The organism is Streptomyces sp. MBT53 (genome assembly GCF_016654115.1).
GTDB lineage: Bacteria > Actinomycetota > Actinomycetes > Streptomycetales > Streptomycetaceae > Streptomyces.
The window spans coordinates 1-16,851 of record NZ_JAEQAZ010000181.1; the positions used below are offsets into that span (position 1 = coordinate 1).

Annotated in this window: 17 protein-coding genes; 4 read left to right on the top strand and 13 right to left on the bottom strand. The window is 70.5% G+C overall.

Annotated elements, in window-relative coordinates:
• The first annotated feature begins 254 nt into the window (after nucleotides 1-254).
• Together JHN45_RS41070 and JHN45_RS41075 are read left to right on the top strand one after the other, a co-directional pair.
• Complete coding sequence (locus JHN45_RS41070) at nucleotides 255-920, top strand: DUF4097 family beta strand repeat-containing protein (RefSeq protein WP_201054496.1); 666 nt, start codon at nucleotides 255-257, stop codon at nucleotides 918-920.
• 57 nt (nucleotides 921-977) lie between these two features.
• On the top strand, nucleotides 978-1,796 hold the full coding sequence (locus tag JHN45_RS41075; RefSeq protein ID WP_201054497.1) for an alpha/beta fold hydrolase: 819 nt from the start codon (nucleotides 978-980) through the stop codon (nucleotides 1,794-1,796).
• A 49-nt stretch (nucleotides 1,797-1,845) separates the two neighbouring features.
• Here the strand turns inward: JHN45_RS41075 and JHN45_RS41080 are convergent, their stop codons facing one another.
• The gene (locus tag JHN45_RS41080) at nucleotides 1,846-3,396 is read right to left on the bottom strand and encodes a hypothetical protein (RefSeq protein WP_201054498.1); all 1,551 of its coding nucleotides are present in this window, start codon (nucleotides 3,394-3,396) and stop codon (nucleotides 1,846-1,848) included.
• A gap of 213 nt (nucleotides 3,397-3,609) precedes the next feature.
• Here JHN45_RS41080 and JHN45_RS41085 point away from each other — a divergent pair, with 213 nt between their 5' ends.
• Nucleotides 3,610-4,230, top strand: coding sequence for an FHA domain-containing protein (locus JHN45_RS41085; RefSeq protein WP_201054499.1), 621 nt, complete (start codon nucleotides 3,610-3,612; stop codon nucleotides 4,228-4,230).
• A gap of 8 nt (nucleotides 4,231-4,238) precedes the next feature.
• Here JHN45_RS41085 and JHN45_RS41090 read toward each other — a convergent pair whose 3' ends face one another.
• The 7 genes from JHN45_RS41090 to JHN45_RS41120 form a co-directional block, all read right to left on the bottom strand.
• Nucleotides 4,239-6,191, bottom strand: coding sequence for a potassium transporter Kup (locus tag JHN45_RS41090; RefSeq protein ID WP_200710861.1), 1,953 nt, complete (start codon nucleotides 6,189-6,191; stop codon nucleotides 4,239-4,241).
• A 153-nt stretch (nucleotides 6,192-6,344) separates the two neighbouring features.
• Complete coding sequence (locus JHN45_RS41095) at nucleotides 6,345-7,013, bottom strand: hypothetical protein (RefSeq protein ID WP_201054500.1); 669 nt, start codon at nucleotides 7,011-7,013, stop codon at nucleotides 6,345-6,347.
• The gene (gene xylB / locus JHN45_RS41100) at nucleotides 7,010-8,497 is read right to left on the bottom strand and encodes a xylulokinase (RefSeq protein ID WP_201054501.1); all 1,488 of its coding nucleotides are present in this window, start codon (nucleotides 8,495-8,497) and stop codon (nucleotides 7,010-7,012) included. The genes JHN45_RS41095 and xylB overlap by 4 nt, the downstream gene beginning before the upstream one ends.
• A gap of 99 nt (nucleotides 8,498-8,596) precedes the next feature.
• Nucleotides 8,597-10,144 (bottom strand): sugar ABC transporter ATP-binding protein, encoded by a 1,548-nt coding sequence (locus tag JHN45_RS41105; RefSeq protein ID WP_201054502.1) that lies wholly within the window; start codon nucleotides 10,142-10,144, stop codon nucleotides 8,597-8,599.
• A gap of 52 nt (nucleotides 10,145-10,196) precedes the next feature.
• Nucleotides 10,197-11,204 (bottom strand): substrate-binding domain-containing protein, encoded by a 1,008-nt coding sequence (locus JHN45_RS41110; RefSeq protein WP_201054503.1) that lies wholly within the window; start codon nucleotides 11,202-11,204, stop codon nucleotides 10,197-10,199.
• A gap of 89 nt (nucleotides 11,205-11,293) precedes the next feature.
• A complete protein-coding gene (locus JHN45_RS41115; protein WP_201054504.1) occupies nucleotides 11,294-12,298 on the bottom strand; it encodes an ABC transporter permease in 1,005 nt (334 codons plus the stop codon).
• A 92-nt stretch (nucleotides 12,299-12,390) separates the two neighbouring features.
• On the bottom strand, nucleotides 12,391-13,044 hold the full coding sequence (locus JHN45_RS41120) for an SIS domain-containing protein (RefSeq protein WP_200710855.1): 654 nt from the start codon (nucleotides 13,042-13,044) through the stop codon (nucleotides 12,391-12,393).
• 253 nt (nucleotides 13,045-13,297) lie between these two features.
• Here JHN45_RS41120 and JHN45_RS41125 point away from each other — a divergent pair, with 253 nt between their 5' ends.
• Nucleotides 13,298-14,230, top strand: coding sequence for a sugar-binding transcriptional regulator (locus JHN45_RS41125; RefSeq protein ID WP_200710854.1), 933 nt, complete (start codon nucleotides 13,298-13,300; stop codon nucleotides 14,228-14,230).
• Between the two features lie 26 nt (nucleotides 14,231-14,256).
• Here the strand turns inward: JHN45_RS41125 and JHN45_RS41130 are convergent, their stop codons facing one another.
• The 5 genes from JHN45_RS41130 to JHN45_RS41150 all read right to left on the bottom strand — a co-directional run bounded on the left by JHN45_RS41130 (nucleotide 14,257) and on the right by JHN45_RS41150 (nucleotide 16,844).
• Entirely contained in the window at nucleotides 14,257-14,862 is a 606-nt protein-coding gene (locus JHN45_RS41130; RefSeq protein ID WP_201054505.1) for a dihydrofolate reductase family protein, read from the bottom strand.
• A gap of 129 nt (nucleotides 14,863-14,991) precedes the next feature.
• Complete coding sequence (locus JHN45_RS41135; protein ID WP_201054506.1) at nucleotides 14,992-15,738, bottom strand: phosphotransferase family protein; 747 nt, start codon at nucleotides 15,736-15,738, stop codon at nucleotides 14,992-14,994.
• A 55-nt stretch (nucleotides 15,739-15,793) separates the two neighbouring features.
• On the bottom strand, nucleotides 15,794-15,982 hold the full coding sequence (locus JHN45_RS41140; RefSeq protein ID WP_200710885.1) for an acyl-CoA dehydrogenase family protein: 189 nt from the start codon (nucleotides 15,980-15,982) through the stop codon (nucleotides 15,794-15,796).
• Nucleotides 15,983-16,006: 24 nt separating this feature from the next.
• On the bottom strand, nucleotides 16,007-16,342 hold the full coding sequence (locus tag JHN45_RS41145) for a hypothetical protein (RefSeq protein WP_201054507.1): 336 nt from the start codon (nucleotides 16,340-16,342) through the stop codon (nucleotides 16,007-16,009).
• Between the two features lie 91 nt (nucleotides 16,343-16,433).
• Complete coding sequence (locus JHN45_RS41150; RefSeq protein WP_201054508.1) at nucleotides 16,434-16,844, bottom strand: hypothetical protein; 411 nt, start codon at nucleotides 16,842-16,844, stop codon at nucleotides 16,434-16,436.
• Nucleotides 16,845-16,851: the final 7 nt, after the last annotated feature.

Consider the following 16,851-nt stretch of genomic DNA (forward strand, 5'->3'; position numbering starts at 1 on the left):
ACGTCATTGGGAAGTCTCCTCGGTGATCCTTCGTGGCGGTCCCTGATGTCCTCACCATAGCGTTCACTTTCCATCCATTGCAATGGACGGCCCACTTGTCGTTGCATTATCTCCAAGCCCGTTGCAACGATATCTAAGCTCTGAACTGCATATATACAGATCCGATGCAACGAGTACGTTGCCCAATCAGGAAAGGCAACGTAGCGTTTCCGGTGTCAGAAAGAACGAACCGACACCGACACCCGGAGTACACGATGCAGAAGTTCGACACCACCGCCCCGATCTCCGTCGTCCTGGACATCCCCGCCGGACGCGTCCAGTTCATCGCCGCGGACCGCGCCGACACCACCGTCGAGATCCTGCCCGCCGACCCGTCCAAGAGCCGCGACACCAAGACCGCCGAGCGGACGGAGGTCGCCTACGCCGACGGTGTCCTGCGCATCACGACCCAGGCCGCCGACTCCAAGCTCTTCGGCCCCACCGGATCGCTTGAGGTCACGGTCCAGCTGCCCGCCGGCTCCCGTATCGAGGGCACGGCCGCCGGTGCCGAGCTCCGTGGCGTCGGACGCCTCGGTGACGTCGCCTTCGAGGGCGCGTACCGCCGGATCAAGATCGACGAGGCCGCGGGCGTCCGCCTCACCGCGGTCGACGGTGACGTCGAGGTCGGCCGGCTGAACGGCCCCGCCGAGATCAGCACCGCGAGGGGCGACATCCGGATCGCCGAGGCCGTGCGCGGCACGGTCGTGCTCCGTACCGAGTCCGGTGACATCTCGGTCGGCGCCGCCGCCGGTGTCTCGGCCGCCCTGGACGCCGGCACCGGCCACGGCCGCGTCAGCAACTCCCTCAAGAACGACGGCACCACCGCACTCGACATCCGCGCCACCACCTCACGCGGCGACATCACCGCCCGCAGCCTCTGAAGCACCCCGAGCCGGAAGCCGTACCAGAAGCTCTCACGCGACCAGGAGGAACAGAACATGACGAAGAACAGCACTTCCTCGACCGGTTCGACGTGGACCGGCATGGTGCCGGTCGACGACACGGCGCTGGCCGTCACCGACACCGGTGGGAGCGGAATCCCCGTGGTCTATCTCAACGGCCAGTTCGCCACCCAGGGTTACTGGGGGCGGGTCATCGCCGAACTGGGCACGGAGTGGCGGCACATCACCTACGACGAGCGGGCCCGCGGCAGGAAGTCGAAGCGTTCCGCGGACTACTCCTTCGAGGCCGCCGTCCGCGATGTCGACGCCGTCCTCGCGGCCCGGGGTGTGGAACGGGCGCTGGTGGTGGGCTGGTCCTACGGGGCGTTCGTCGCCGCGCACTGGGCCGCCCGCAACCCCGAACGCGCCCTGGGCGCGGTCCTGGTCGACGGCGCGCAGCCGCACGACTGGCTGGACGAGGCCATGGAGCAGCGGATCCGGAAGACCTTCCGGCGGCTGAACCTGTTCATGCCGCTGCTGCGCCCGACGGGCCTGACCCCGCGCATGAACGCCGGGCAGCTGGCGGAGAGCAACATCGAGCTCGGCAGGATCGCCCGTGAGCGGGAGTTGGGCCCGGTCCTGGACAGCATCACCGTCCCGGCGCGCTATGTCGTCGCTTCGGGGGCGTCCCTCGGCAGCAAGGGCGACGAGCAGGAACGGATCCGTGCCAGCCTGGACGGCGTGGTCGCCCGCAACGCGAACATCAAGATCAGCGCGAAGGTCGCCAGCAATCACGGGGCGATCCTCAAGAAGGACGCCCCGGCCGTCGCCGACGCCGTGCGCGAGGTCGCCGCCCTCGACCGTGACCGGCGCTGACAGCACGAGTCTCCAAGGCGGTCCTTAGGCCTTTGGGCCCTGGCGCACCTCACCGGAACTCGGCGAATCGTGGCCGCAGTCCGAGGACGGTGAGTGCGGCTGCGACGAGGAGGGCGCCGAGCGCCCAGGGCAGCAGTCCGGTGATGTCCGAGCGGCCGGCGTCGGCGAATCCGTCGAAGTGCCGTTCGTTGATGGCGGTCACCTTGTCCAGCGCGTCCATCCAGGCCTCGAAGTGCGCGTTCGACGTGCCCGGCTCCCAGCCCATGCAGAACTCCACGGCCTCGCGCTCCTTTCCGGCCGCCAGCAGTGCCCGGATCCGGCGGTCGTCGCGCTGGTAGACGGCGTACGTCTCGACGGTCCTCTCGGCCGCGGCCCGTTCGCCGCCGAAGGTGATGTTGTCCAGCTCGCGCCGGAACTCGCCGGTGAAGCGGAGGTCGTGGTGGTCGGTCCGGTACGCCTGCCAGGTGGCGGCGAGTCGCGCGTCGTAGGTCGAGAGGGTCGCGCCCTTCAGGCCGTACAGCTCCTGGGACTTGGCGAGGAACGACTCCGCGTACCGGTCACGGCGCTGCGGGTCCAGGAGGTAGCGGCTCTCGTCGGCGTTGGCGTCGTAGGCGATCGCTCGGGCCCGGGAGAGCGCGACGACGGAGTCGAAGGCGTCACGGCGGGCGCCGCGCAGGTTCGCCTCGGTGGCGGAGAGCAGTTGGGTGCCGAGGAGGACGGCGAGGAGCGTGCAGGCGGTGGCGGCCAACACGCCCGCGTTCAGGGTGCGTTGGAACCGGCGGGACAGGTACCACTGCAGCAGACCGAGTACGGCGAGCAGCAGGACGCCGAGCGCGACGACGGCGACGAGTTGGGCGGAGAGCGTGGAACCGGCCGCCGTGTACTCCGAGTTGAAGACCGTGTTGTTGGAGTTCACCAAGTCCCGCGCCTCGGGGAGGAGTTGGCGCTGCAGCAGATCCGTCGCCCGCCGGTGGTCGGCCAGCGCGGACGTCTTGCCGCCGGTGCGGTCGTCGTTCTCCAGGGAGCGGCCCACGAGTTCCTGGTACTCGGCGAAGGAGTCGGTGAGGGACTCGACGGTCTTCTCGTCGGCGCGGTCGCCCTGCGCCGCCACGGCGAGGGTCCGCAGATCGTGCCCGATCCCGTCCCGGGCGTCGCCGTAGAACCCGAGCGCCTTCTCGTACGGCGTCCGCAGCCGCCCCTTGCCCGCGTCGCCGTTGGCGAGGAGGAGGTTGGCGACCTGGGCGTCCATGTCGTTGAGGGCGAGTTCGAGGTCGGCGGCGCTGGTGGTGCGGGGCGCGTCGCGGCCGGTCACGGTGTTCCAGGTGCCGGACGCGGCGAGACCGGCCAGCGTGAGGAGCACGATCAGGGCGGCGGCGAGCAGGAGCGTGGCCGCGCGCAGAAGGCGCAGCCGGGCGGGCACATGGGCCCAGTAGCGGCTGCGCAGAGCGGCCCGCGCGGCCACGGTCCGGTGCCGGAGGCGGTTCCCCGGGGCGCCCGGCCGCGGATCGGGGGCGCCCGCCGGCGGGACGACCGCCTTCCCCTGCGGCAGCACGGGAACCTCGGGCCGAGGTCTCCGCGTTGTTCCGGCCGTGATGGTCACGGTCCCTCCCCTGCCACGCCACGGACGGTCGTCCGTCCCCCGTGTCGATCAGTCTGGGACCGGAAGCGGCCTGGAATGACGCGCGTTGACACCCTCCTGACGCGTTCTCAGGCGTGCTTGACGGGACCTTGACGGCATCGCCTCCCGGGCTGCCGACCGGTCTCGTCGGTCGGCACCGGCTCCGATCAGCGGGGCGAAGAGAGAATGAACGGCATGTCGAACTGCCCGAACGGTCACCGTTCCGAGACCGACGACTGGTGCGAGGTGTGCGGCCACCGCATGTCCGCCGCACCCACGCCGCCCGCGGTGCCCACGCCGTCCGCCGCCGAACTCTGTCCCGACTGCGGATCGCCCCGCGCGGACCTCGCCCGGTTCTGCGAGGAATGCCGCTACGACTTCGTCACCCGGGCCGGCCGCGGCGCCACCGAGGCGACCTGGACCGCGATCGTCCGTGTCGACCACGACTACTTCGCCAGGGTGATGGCCCGCAGCGAGCCCGAGGACCAGGGGCTGTACGTCCCCACCCGCTCCCCCGACCTCCACATCCCGCTCACCCGCGGCGTGGTCACGATCGGCCGCCGCCACCGGTCCACGGGCGAGCTCCCCTCCATCGACCTGGAGAGCGGCCCCGGGGACCCGGGCGTCTCCCACGAACACGCCCTGCTCGTCCGGCAACCGGACTTCACCTGGTCCCTCGTCGACAAGGGCTCCACCAACGGCACCACGGTGAACGACGCCGACGACTCCGTCCCGCCCTATGTGCCGGTGCCGTTGAAGGACGGTGACCGCATCCACCTTGGCCTCTGGACGACGATCACCGTCCACCGGTACTGACCCCGCCGCTACACCTCGATGTGCCAGCCCATGATGACCGTACGGTCGCGGGGCAGTCCGAAGTGCTCGGCGGCGTCGGCCGTGATGTGGGAGGTGGCGATGAACAGCCGTTTGCGCCAGGGCGCCATCGTCGGTGCCGGGCCGCGCCGGAGCTCGATCGTCGACAGGAAGTACGACGCCTCGTCGAGCAGCAACGGCCCCTCCGTGTCGGCCGGTTCGAGGAGCGCCAGCGTGCCGGGCACGTCCGGTGTCTCCATGTAGCCGAACCGGGCGGTGACGTGGACGATGCCGTCGTCGGCGTAGCCGAGGCCGTCGACGACGATCCGCCGGTCGACCGGGACGCGGGGCACGGGCTCGGTCTCGATGGAGAGGATCACGACCTGTTCGTGCCGCACATGGTTGCGTTCCACGTTGGCCCGCATGGCGAGCGGTGCCGTCTGCTTGCCCCGGTTGAGGAACACGGCCGTGCCGGGGACCTGGAGCACCGGCCTTTCCCCGCTGCGGAGTTGGTCGACGAACTCGCGCAACGACCCCTCGTGCTCGGCCCGTTCGGCGGTGACGACCTCACGGCCGCGCTGCCAGGTCGTCATGACGGTGAACGCGGTGATGCCGATCAGCAGCGGCAGCCACGCGCCGTGGACGAGCTTGGTCAGGTTGGCCGCCACGAACAGCAGGTCGACGGAGAGCAGCAGGGTCGCGCCCGTGACGATGAGCCACACGGGCGTGCCCCATTTGGCGCGGGCGACGTAGAAGAACAGCAGGGTGGTGATGGTGATGGTGCCGGTGACCGCCATGCCGAACGCGAAGGCCAGCGCGGCGGAGCTGCGGAACGCGAAGACCAGGGTGAGGACCGAGACCATCAGCAGCCAGTTGATCCAGGGGACGTAGATCTGCCCGATGGTGGACTCGGAGGTGTGCGCGATCCGCAGCCTCGGCAGATAGCCGAGCTGGGCCGCCTGGGAGGCGACCGAGTAGGCGCCGGTGATCACGGCCTGGGAGGCGATGACCGTGGCCGCCGTGGCGAGCAGGACCATCGGCCACCGTCCCCAGTGGGGCACGAGGAGGAAGAACGGGCTGCTGATGTTGTCTGGGTTGTCGAGGATCAGGGCGCCCTGGCCGAAGTAGCTCAGGATGCAGGCGGGGAAGACGAGGAACAGCCAGGCACGGGTGATGGCCCGGCGGCCGAAGTGCCCCATGTCCGCGTAGAGGGCCTCCGCGCCGGTGACCGCGAGCACGACCGCGGCGAGCGCGAAGAAGGCGGTGCCGAAGTGGCCGAAGAGGAAGCCCAGCGCGTAACTCGGCCACAGCGCGCGGAGGATGGCCGGGTGGTCGACGATGCCGGCCACGCCGCACGCGCCGATGGCCGTGAACCAGAGGATCATGATCGGCCCGAACACCCGGCCCACCGCGGCGGTTCCGCGCCGCTGCACCAGGAAAAGCACCACGATGATCACCGCGGTGATCGGCACGACCGCGTCGTCCAGCGACGGCTCGACGACCTTGAGCCCCTCGACCGCCGACAGCACCGAGATCGCCGGGGTGATCATGCTGTCGCCGAAGAACAGCGAGGCGCCGAAGATGCCAAGTCCGGTCAGGACGAGGGCAGTTCGGCCGCCGTGCTCTGAACCCCACCGTCGCAGCAGGGTGATCAGCGCCATGATGCCGCCCTCGCCCTCGTTGTCGGCGCGCATCGCCAGCAGCACGTAGGTGACCGTGACGATGACGACCACCGACCAGAACACCAGCGACACCACCCCGTACACGTTCTGGGTGCTGACCGGGACCGGGTGCGGGTCGCTCGGGCTGAACACGGTCTGGAGGGTGTAGATCGGGCTGGTTCCGATGTCGCCGAAGACGACACCGAGTGCGCCGATCACCACGGCGAGCCGTACCGCGTCCCGAGCGCTCCCGTGTCGAGTCCCCGACGGGTCCGCCTCGGCCTCCTGCCGGCCATCGGCCATGGTGATCCTCCTCCTCGCGGACCGCGGTGCGGCCGGGCCCAGTGCGTCGGAGCGGACACTACCGATGCCCCGGCGCGATCACCCGCAGGTGTGGCCCGCTCCCCCTCTCATCGTGTCGGCGTGCGAGGCCATATCGACGGGTCGGGCGTCCGGTCACGACGCGAGGTCGCCGGCGGAGAGCAGCGCGCGGCCGGAGACGACGTAGTCCGCGCCCGCTCGGAGACATGCCGCGAGGTTGTCCGCGTCGACGCCTCCGTCGACGCCGGCCGGGAGTGCGGGTGGGGTCTGCCCGGCCTTGGCCGTCAGGGTCAGGTCGGCGGTGCCGGTGCTGCCGGGTTCGATCAGCATGACCAGAAGTCCGTCGAGCAGCTCGAAGTACGGCCGGACGGCGGCCAGTTCCGTCGCGGGCGCGACCGCGAGCCAGGCGGCGGCGCCCGAGGCACGGATCCGTTCGGCGGTGTCGGCCACGGCCGCGGGGTCGGGGCAGGACTCGAACGGAAAGGTCACGCGGTCGACCTGCCAGGCACTGATCTCCTCGATCAGACCGCCGAGTTCGGGTTCCGGTGCGATGACATGGACGTCGAGCGGCCCGACGCGCTGCTCGGCGAGCGTGTGCACCAGGGAGAGATCGACGCCTCGATGCCCACGGTCGTCCGTGATGACGTCGGCGTGAATCCACAGGCCTGCGCGCGCCAACTGCCGGGCGGCGGCGAGGCGTTGCACCTCCGCGACGGCATAGATGCTGCCGGCGAGGATCGTGCCGGGGTGACGGGCGATCTCGGCGAGGATCTCCGGGTTCAACTCCCGTTCGCGGGGCGTCACGTGCTCGTCTCTCCGGACCCGGCGGTGTCCGTGTCCAGCGCGTCCCAGGCGGCCAACACCGTGTAGGCCGCCTCGCGTTCGCCGTGCGAGCCGGGGCGGGGAGCGGCGACCGGACGGGTGGCCGGTGCCCATTCGCGCAGGACGTCGCCCACCGCGCGGCCCGACGCGACGGCCGCCGCCTGTACGCAGGCGCCGCGCGCCGAGGCCTCCGGGGCGTCGGCGACGAGCACCTCGCGGCCGGTGAGATCGGCCAGGAGCTGTGTGTACGCGGCGGAGCGCGCACCGCCGCCCGTGGCGATGAGGCGTCCGCCGGTGGCGACCCCGGCGGAGTTGAGGTGCCGCTCGCCGGAGACGAGGCCGAGGACGACGCCCTCGAAGGCGGCCCGTGCGATATCCTCGCGGCTCGTCTCGGAGGTCAGCCCGGCGAGGATGCCCTGGGCGCCGGGGCGGTTGGGCTTGCGTTCGCCGTCGAGGTAGGCGACGAGGACCGGTCCTGCGGTGCGGGTGGCGGCGAGTGCCAGGTCGGACAGGCCCTGGTGGTCGACTCCGAGGACGCGGGCGAAGGTGTCGGTGACACGGGCGGCGTTCAGGGTCGACACGAGGGGGAGGTAGCCGTCGGTCATGTCGGCGACGCCGTCCACGATTCCGTCGAGGTCGAACACCGGGCTCGCGCTGGTGGTGAAGACGACGCCCGAGGTTCCGAACGTGTACACCACGTCGCCGGGAGCGATCCCGAGCCCGAGCGCCGCCGCGTGCTGGTCCCCACCACCGGGCCCCACCAACGCGCCCGGCGCCAGGCCGAGTTCCGTACGCGCCGGGTCCGAGACCGTTCCTACGGCCGTGGAGGCGTCCATGACCTCGGGCAGGGCGTCCGTCCAGTCCCGTTCGGGGTCGACGTGGGCCAGGATCTCGGGGAGGTACCGGGACTGCGCTGCGCTGTAGTAGCCGGTGCCCGACGCCTCGGAGCGGTCGGTGACGTAGCGGCCCGAGAGTTTCCAGGTCAGCCAGTCGTGCGGCAGCAGGACGCGGCGCAGGCGGCGGTAGTTGGCCGGTTCGTGCTCGGCGAGCCAGGCGATCTTGCTGAGGGTGAAGGCGGCGGTCGGCAGGGATCCGACGGCGCGGATCCACTCCGGTGCCCCGATCCGCCGTTTGAGCCGGTCGAGTTGGGGTGCGGAGGTGGTGTCGTTCCAGAGCTTGGCCGGCCGGACGACGTGGTCGGCGGCGTCCAGGGCGACCAGGCCGTGGCACTGGCCGTCGACCGAGATCGCGGCGATGTCCGCGCCGGAGACACCCGCGTCGTTCCTCGCGGTCGCGAGCGCGGTCCTGAGCGCCGTCCACCAGGCGGCGGGGTCCTGTTCGCTGCTGGGCGGGAACGCGGGCGGGTGCGGTGCGCTGCCCGAGCCGAGCAGCGAGCCGTCGTGCAGATCGCGGAGTTCGACCTTGCAGGACTGGGTCGAGGAGTCGACGCCGGCGACGACGGGCATGGTGGGTTCTCCTGGAGACGGGACGACCTCGGGGTCGTCGACATTGTGCTGCGGCGGTGCCGGGCGGCCCGGCACCGCGGTCGACCGGGCGGGGCGATGTCAGTCGGGCGGCTCCTCGGGCAGGTGGCCGCTGGGCCAGGCGAGCCGGCGCAGGTCGCCCGGTGTGACCGTGTCCCGGGGGTACTTGGTGCCGTCGCAGGCGCCCTCCTTGAAGACGCAGACCGCGTCCGCGAGTCCGATCAGCTCCTCCTCCTCGGTGGACACCACGATCACCGCCGCCTGCCCGTCGGCGGCCATGGCCCGGATCAGCGCGTGGATCTCGGCCTTCGCCCCGACGTCGACGCCCTTGGTCGGTTCGTCGAGCAGGAGCAGTCTCGGCTGTTGCAGGGCGGCCCGGGCGAAGAGCACCTTCTGCTGGTTGCCGCCGGACAGCCGGGTGATCGGCTGCTCGGTGTCGCCGCGGACGGCGACCTCCTGCAGCGCGTCGCGTGTCGCCCGGGCGATCCGCCTGCGCTGGAGCCGTCCGGCCCGGCTGAACCTGTGCAGCACAGGCAGCGAGACGTTCTCCCGTGCGCTCATACCCGGTACGAAACCGTCGGCCTTGCGTTCCTCCGAGAGAAAGGCGATCCCCGATCTGATCGCCCCGGCCGGGCTCTTCGGCCGGTACGGCGAGCCGGCCAGGGTCAGCGCACCGAGCGGCGGTCGCTCGGCACCGTAGAGCGTGCGCAGGAACCGCGACCGCCCGGAGCCGACCAGGCCGTACAGGCCCAGCACTTCACCGGCCCGGACCTGGAGGGTCACGTCCTTGAGGCGGTCGGTGGAGACGTGCACCGCGTCGAGTACGACATCGGGTTCCGGCCCCTCGCGGTCGGTGCGGTCGGTCCGGTGCGCGGGCGGGTCCGCCGCCGTCCCGGACTCGCCGACGATGGCGTGGACCACGTCGTCACGGCTCACCGTCGCCGCCGAACCGCTCAGCACCACCCGGCCGTTGGCGAGGCCGATGACGTGGTCGGCGACGGAGAAGACCTCGTCGAGCTTGTGGTCGACGAGCAGGATCCCCATGTTCCGCTCGCGCGAGATGCGCTTGACCGTGGCCAGCAGATGATCGATCTGCTGCGCTTCGAGGGCGGTCGTGGGTTCGTCGAGGAGGAGGTATCGCGCGTTGCGGTTGAGCGCGGCGACCACCTCGACCATCTGGCGCTGGGCGACGGACAGTTCGCCCGCGCGGTCGGTGGGGGCGGCCGTGACACCGTATTCCTGGCACAGTTCGGCGGTGCGCCGGTTCATCTCCGTCTGGGCGAGACGGCCGCGGCGGGTGGTCTCGTGGCCGAGGAAGACGTTCTGCGCGACGGTGAGTTGGTCCACCAGCCGCAGTTCCTGGTAGACGCAGGCGATGCCGGCGGCGAGTGAGTCGGCGGGGGTGGAGAAGTGCTGCGGGACGCCGTCGAGCAGTACGGAGCCCTCGTCCGGCCGTTCGGCGCCCGCGAGCATCTTCAACAGGGTGGACTTGCCCGCGCCGTTGTGTCCGACGAGCGCCAGCACCTGGCCGGGGACGAGCTTCAGCGTCACCCCGTCGAGGGCCTGGGTCTGTCCGTAGCGCTTGCCGATCGAGTCGACGGCCAGGTGCTCCGCGGTGGCTGTGGTCACTCGTCCTCACCTCTCTCCGTGTCCGGTGTCGTGATGGTCGCGATGGTCCGGGTCAGCCGACTTCGCCCGGGCCCGGGGTGCCCTTCGTGAAGATCTTCAACGGCTGGAGTACCTGCGCCGGCACCTTGCTGCCGCCGACGTACTTCTTGACGTTCTCGACGACGATCCGCGCGTAGTCGGCCGGTTCCTGGGCGGCGCACGCCTTGTAGGTGGCGGTGAGCGCGGTGTCGGCGGCGCAGAATCCGTAGAGCGTGACCTTGCCGGTCTTCCCGAGCTGGCTGATCGCCTGGAGCGCGCCGACCGTTCCGGGGCCGGTGTCGGCGAAGATCACGTTGATGCCGGGGTTGCCCTGGAGCATGTCGGTGGTGACCTGGAGACTGACGTTGGGGTCGACCTTGCTGTTGACGGTGGGACCGACCTTGGCGCTGGTGTTCGGCTTGAGCGCGGCCTTGAAGCCCGCGTCGCGCTGGTTGGTGGGGATCTGGTCGGGGTCGCCCACGATCCCGGCCTGGATCTTGGCCGTCGCTCCCTTGTCCTTGAGGAGTTGCTCGCCCATCGCCTTGCCGCCCTCGGTCTGGTCGGCGCCGACGTACTGGACGATGCTGGCGTTCTGCGTCTTGAGGTCGTCCGGCGAGATGATGACGTTGACCGAGAACACCGGGATCTTCGCCTGGTTGAGCGCCGCGACGCTGGCGGCGCCGGGCCCGGAGTTCACCGCGTTGAGGGCGACCGCGCAAACCCCTTGCTGGACAAAGCTGTTGATCTGGGAGAGCTGGGTCGAGTCGCTGTCGTTGGCGATGGCGACCTTGACGTCGAAGCCGTTCTTGGCGCCGTTGTCGATGAAGCTCTGGCGCATGGCGACGTAGTACGGGTTCACCGTGTTCGGCAGCGCGACACCGAGGACGGGCTTGCCCTTGGTGCAACTGCCGGGCAGGGCGCCGTCGGTGGCCTTCGCCGTGCTGCCGCTCGTGGCCTGGTTGCTGCACGCGGCGGCGAGGAGGGCGAGGGAGAAGGCCGCGGCGGTCGCGGTCAGCCCTCTGGTCCTGTTTCTGTTCGGCATGCTTCTCTCTCCTTGATCGGCACGTTCGGCGCGGCTCGCCTGACGTGGATTGAGAACGGGCGCAGTTGAGTTGGAGAACTGTGTGGGCGTCAGACCGCCGTGGGCTCTTTTTCGCGCTCCTGCCGGGAGTTGGCGGTGAGCGCGCCGAGGAGCGACCGGCCGCTGAGGCCGCGCCGGTAGGTGTCGAAGGAGACGCCGAGCAGGATGATCAGGCCGATCACCAGCGACTGCCAGTAGCTGCTGACGTTCAGCACGTTCATGCCGTTGCTGACCGAGGCGATCAGGACGGCGCCGATCATGGCGCCGGCCACGGTGCCCGTGCCGCCGAACAGGCTGACTCCGCCGACCACCGCCGCGGCGATGGAGAAGAAGAGCTCGTTGCCCAGTCCGGTGGCGGGGAACCCGACCATCAGTCGCGAGGTGGCGATGAGCCCGGCGATGCCGCCGCACGCGCCGCTCACGGCGTAGGCCAGGATCGTGACCACCCGGATGTCCACACCGGCCAGCCGGGCCGCCGCCTTGTTGCCGCCCGAGGCGTAGACGTGCACGCCCAGCCGGGTCCGGGTCAGGAACCAGCCCGCCGCGACGGCCGCGATCAGCAGCATGATCACGGGCAGCGGGACGCCCGCGACCCGGCCCTGGCCGATCCAGGAGAAGCCCGCCTGGCGCACGGAGATGGAGTTGGCGCCGGTGATGATGAGCGGAACGGCGGTCGCCACGCCCTGAGTCGAGAACGTGACGATGAAGGGCGGCACCTTCACGTAGTGGATCACCAGGCCGTTGATCACCCCGAGCACGAGCCCCGCGCCGACCGCCAGCAGAGAGGCGAGCAGCCAGGGCAGGCCGTCCCGCATCAGGACCGCGGCGAGTACGCCCGTCATGGCCACGTTGGCGCCGGTCGACAGGTCGATGCCGCCGGTCAGCAGGACGAACGTCTGGCCCAGGGCGAGAAACGCGATCACCGCGCCGTTCAGAAGCAGCGTCAGGCCGTTGTGCACGGTGCCGAACGACGGCGACAGGATGCTCAGTACGCCGAGCACCACCAGCAGGACCAGGAAGATTCCCGTCTCGTCGGGCAGTCGGAACTTGCTCATGGGAGTCTCCGTGGTTCTCGGTGCGTCGGCTCGGTCAGGAGGCCGACTGCCGGCGCGGCTTCCGGTACGGCTCCGGGTGCGGTCGTCATGGGTCACTCCCTGCCGCTCAGTGCGGAGGCGTCCAGGGGCGGGAGTTCCTCGGGGATGTCGGTGAGCCGCCCCACGGTGCCGGCCGGGTGCGCGGCCAGCACCTGTGACCAGGAATAACCGCTCAGCCGCATCAAGGTGACGGCCAGCGCGTCACCCCACGCCGACACCGCGAGGGTGCTGCCCATCGCGATCAGGCCGCCCGGGTCCGCCTGGCCGGCGGGGACGATCTGCACGCTCACGTCGGCGATCCGGCCGAGCGCCGAATCCGCGTCGGCGGTCAGCGACAGGACGCGGGCGCCGCGCTTCTGCGCCCCACGGGCGAAGTCGTTGAGCTCCCCCGAACCGCCGCCCTTCGAGATGGCGATGACCACGTCCGCCCCGGACACCGCGCCCAGCGAACCGTGCAGGGCGTCCATGGGGTGGAGGAAGACGGCCGGTGTGCCGCAGACGGACAGCAGGTGCGCCATGCGGCGGGCCACCGTGCCCGAGGTCCCCGAGCCGGCCACGACCACCTTGCCCCGGCAGTTGAGCAGCAGCGACACGGCCGACAGGAAGGACTCGTCGAGCTGTTCGGCGATGCCCGCGGTGGCGGCGCCCTCCCGGCGGATCACCTCTCGGGCGCCCTCAAGGATCTGGTCCTCAGCAGGGGAATTCACGACGGCATACCTCCGGGGACGGTGGACGGTGCGGGACCGGGCACACGGCGCGAGTGCTCGGTCGGGGAACTGCGTCGGCCCGCTCCTGCCGTCGTCGGCACTTACATGTTCACGCCGTAAATGCCGCGTTACGGACCTGTGGCGCGGGGTGGACACATCAGACCTCCGGGCCGCCCATGCGTCAAGTAGGGTGCCCATATGGGCGGACGGCGTCGAAGCGGGCGCCACGGAATCATTCGCGAAGGGGAATCCAATGGGTCCAGCCGAACTCCAGCGAGCCACCACGGTCGCCCGCAGATACTTCGTGGAGGGCAAGGCGAAGACCGAGATCGCCGACGAGCTCGGCATCTCGCGCTACAAGGTGGCCCGCATTCTCGACGAGTGCCGCGAGCAGGGCATCGTACGCATCGAGATCGGTGTGCCCACCGCCGTGGACAGCGAACTGTCGGAGCAGTTGCGGGTCGCGTACGGGCTCCAGCACGCGCTGGTGGTCAAGGTGACCTCACCGGACGTCATCACACTGCGCCGCGAACTGGGCACCGCCGCCGCCGAGTTGCTCACCGAGATCGTGACCGAGGACGACGTCCTCGGGGTGAGCTGGGGGCGCACCCTCGACGCGATGGCGCGCGCGCTGACCGCGCTGGCGCCCTGCGGCATCGTGCAGATGACGGGCGTGACCGGCCCGGTCGGCGCCAACAGTGCTGACCTGGTACGCCAGTTGGCGGCCGTATCGCGCGGACCGGCCTATCCGATCTACGCCCCGCTCGTGGTCTCCGACGAGCGGACGGCCAACGCGCTCTACTCCCAGCCCGGCATCGCCGCCGCCACCTCGCGCTTCCCCTCCATCACCAAGGCCGCGGTGGCGATCGGCAGTTGGGACCCGGAGGGTTCGCAGTTCCACGCGGCGCTGACGCCCGCGATGCTGGCCTCGCTGCGGCACGAGGACATCGCGGCGGAGGTCTGCTCGATGCTGCTCACCGAGGACGGCACCCCGCTGGACGGGGACATCAGCAGACTGACGATCAGCATCGGCGCCGATCAGCTACGGCGGATCCCGGAGGTCATCGCGGTGGCCGGCGGCGCGTCCAAGGCCCGGGCCATCCGCAGCGTGCTGCGCGGCGGACTGGCCCGTTCGGTGGTGACGGACGAGAGCGCGGCACGACTCCTCATTGATTCGCATCAGTAAATCGATCGGTCCGCACCGTGCTCCGTCTAGTAGCTGTCGTAGCTGGGCCTGCCGTTCGGCCGGTAGACACCGACGACGGTGCCGCTCTTCGTCGTCGAGACGCTGACCGGCTCCAGCCCGGTGGGGATGGCTCCGTCGGCGAACAGTCGCTTGCCGGTACCGATGATCACCGGGTGGATGGTCAGCCGGTACTCGTCGACGAGGCCGTGCCGCATGAGGGTCTGGGCGAGGTCGCCGCTGCCGACGACATTGATGGAGCCGCCGTCGGACGCCTTCAACTCCCGTACGGCATCGGCGATGTCACCCTCCAGCAGCGTGGAGTTCTGCCACTCGACGGACGTCAGGGTCCGGGACGCGACGTACTTGTGCATGCTGTTCATCCGGTCGGTGAACGGGTTGGCCGGATCGGCGGTCGGCCAGTACGACGCGAAGATGTCGTACGTCTTGCGGCCCAGCAGCATCGCGTCGGAGTGCTCGTACCAGCCGCCGACGGCCGCGCCGACCTCGTCGTCGGACACCGGTTTCTGCCAGCCGCCGTGCTCGAAGCCGCTCTCGGCGTCCTCGGCCCGGCCGCCGGGCGCCTGCATGACGCCGTCCAGCGTCAGAAACGTGCAAACGATGATCTCGCGCATGGTGCGCTCCCTTCGTCTCGTCGACGGGTAGACCGCGCGACCGCCGAAGACTCATCGGTGCACGACCGGCGACAAGGCCACCGGGAGGAACAAGGTGCATCGACCCTTGTCGGGAGGGCCCGCGCGGACTCACATCCGGGATCTCAGTACGTCGACCTCGCAGCCCGGCGCGAAGGGGTCGAAGCCGTGCTCGGTCAGCCAGCGGACCACCAGCAGGCTGCGCACCGACCACCACGCACGGATCACGTCGACGTCGACGTCGGTGCCGTAGCCGGCGAGGAGGTCGTCGAGGTGGTCCTCGTGTCCGAGCGTGAAGGTGGCGAGGTCGTACAGGGGATCGCCCCGGCCCGCCTCGGACCAGTCGATGATGCCGGTGACCTCGTCGCCGTCGACGAAGACGTGCGCGATCTGCAGGTCGCCGTGGGTGAACGCCGGAGTCCAGGGCCGGAGTGCCGCCTCGGCGATCTCGCGGTTGCGGGTGACCAGGTCGGCGGGCAGGACGCCGTTCGTCACGAGGGACGCGCACTCGGTGTCGAGTTCCGCCGTCAGCGCGTCGATGCTCCGGCCGGCCCCGCCGGGTCGGGGCGGCAGGGGCGCTTCGTGCAGTTTCCGGATGGCGGCGCCCGCCGCGGCCCACGCCGTCGGCGACCCGGTCGCGGGTCCGCCGAGGAGCCCGAGCGTCGTACCCGGGAGTGCGGCGAGCGCGAGCACGTGCGGCTTGTGCCACAGAACCTGCGGGGTCGGGACCGGCACGAGGGACAGCGCCTCGACCTCGTTGTCGATGCGCGCCTGGTCGGCGTCCACCTTCAGGAACATGTCACCGACGCGCAGGGTGGTGCGCTCGGAATGGGCGACGACGACTTCGACCTCATCCATGGGCGACCAGTATTCCGGGGACGACCGTCGACGTCGCCGGGGTTTTCACGAGGGCTCACGCGAAGGCGCTGTGCCCGGTCACCTGCCGTCCGACGATGAGGGTCTGGATCCCGGCCGTGCCCTCGTAGGTGACCAGCGCCTCCACGTCGCGGAGATGGCGGACAACGTGGAAGTCCGGGGTGATGCCGTTGCCGCCGGGGACGTCGCGGGCGAGCCGGCAGACATGGGCGACCTCCGCGGGCAGGGTAACGGCGACCGAGCGGCCCGATCACTTCGTTTTGACGTGCTTGCGGGTCACGGCGAACGTGATGCCGATCCCTGCCGCTCCGTACAGGACGAACACCGCGCCCTCGCGCTTCAGGCTCCGGCGCTTCACCTCCTGGGCGAACTTCAGCTGGTCGTACGTGCTGGTGCCGGTCGAGCGGCCGGTGGCGGTGTCGTAGGAGAGCGCGCAGCGGTCGCTCCTGTGCATGGGCCCCGGGGAACTCTCGCCCTCCGCGTCCAGTTGGAGCCCCGGACAGTCGGGAGCGCCGTAGGCCGCGCCCGCCCTCAACAGCGACAAGGCCCCCCACAGCAGCGGCAGCAGGAACAGCACGAGTAACACGCCTCGGAGTCTCATCGAGCCACCCTAAGAGCTGTCCCCCGACACCGGGCATGCCGCTTGAGGAGCGCTTGCTCGTCGAACCCCTCAGCCGTCAGTTCGCCGCGTCCAGGGACCAGAGCGGAGTGCTGCCGGCGACGCGGCAGGTGAGGAAGTACAGGGGTATCGGCGGGGTGTAGGGCTGCCCGGTCTCGGGGGAATGGATCAGCCGGGGATGCTCCCGGCCCGGTTTCGGGCGGGTGCTCGTCCAGGAGGGGTCGGCCACCCGGGCGCCGATCGCGTAGCTGATGGACGGCGGCCAGATGACGCCGATGTGTGAGCCGGCCGGCACGATCCACCACCAGCGCCGGGCGTCGGCGAAGATGCAGCCGACGCGCTGCAGACGGTCCAGGATGCGTTCCCCGTGTTCCCGGGGCATGCCCACGGCGTCGTATCCGAGGCTCGCACGTAACGGTGCGGGGATCACCAGGCGTCCGAAGCGGGTGCGGTCGTGCGTCGGCTGCATCTTCGCC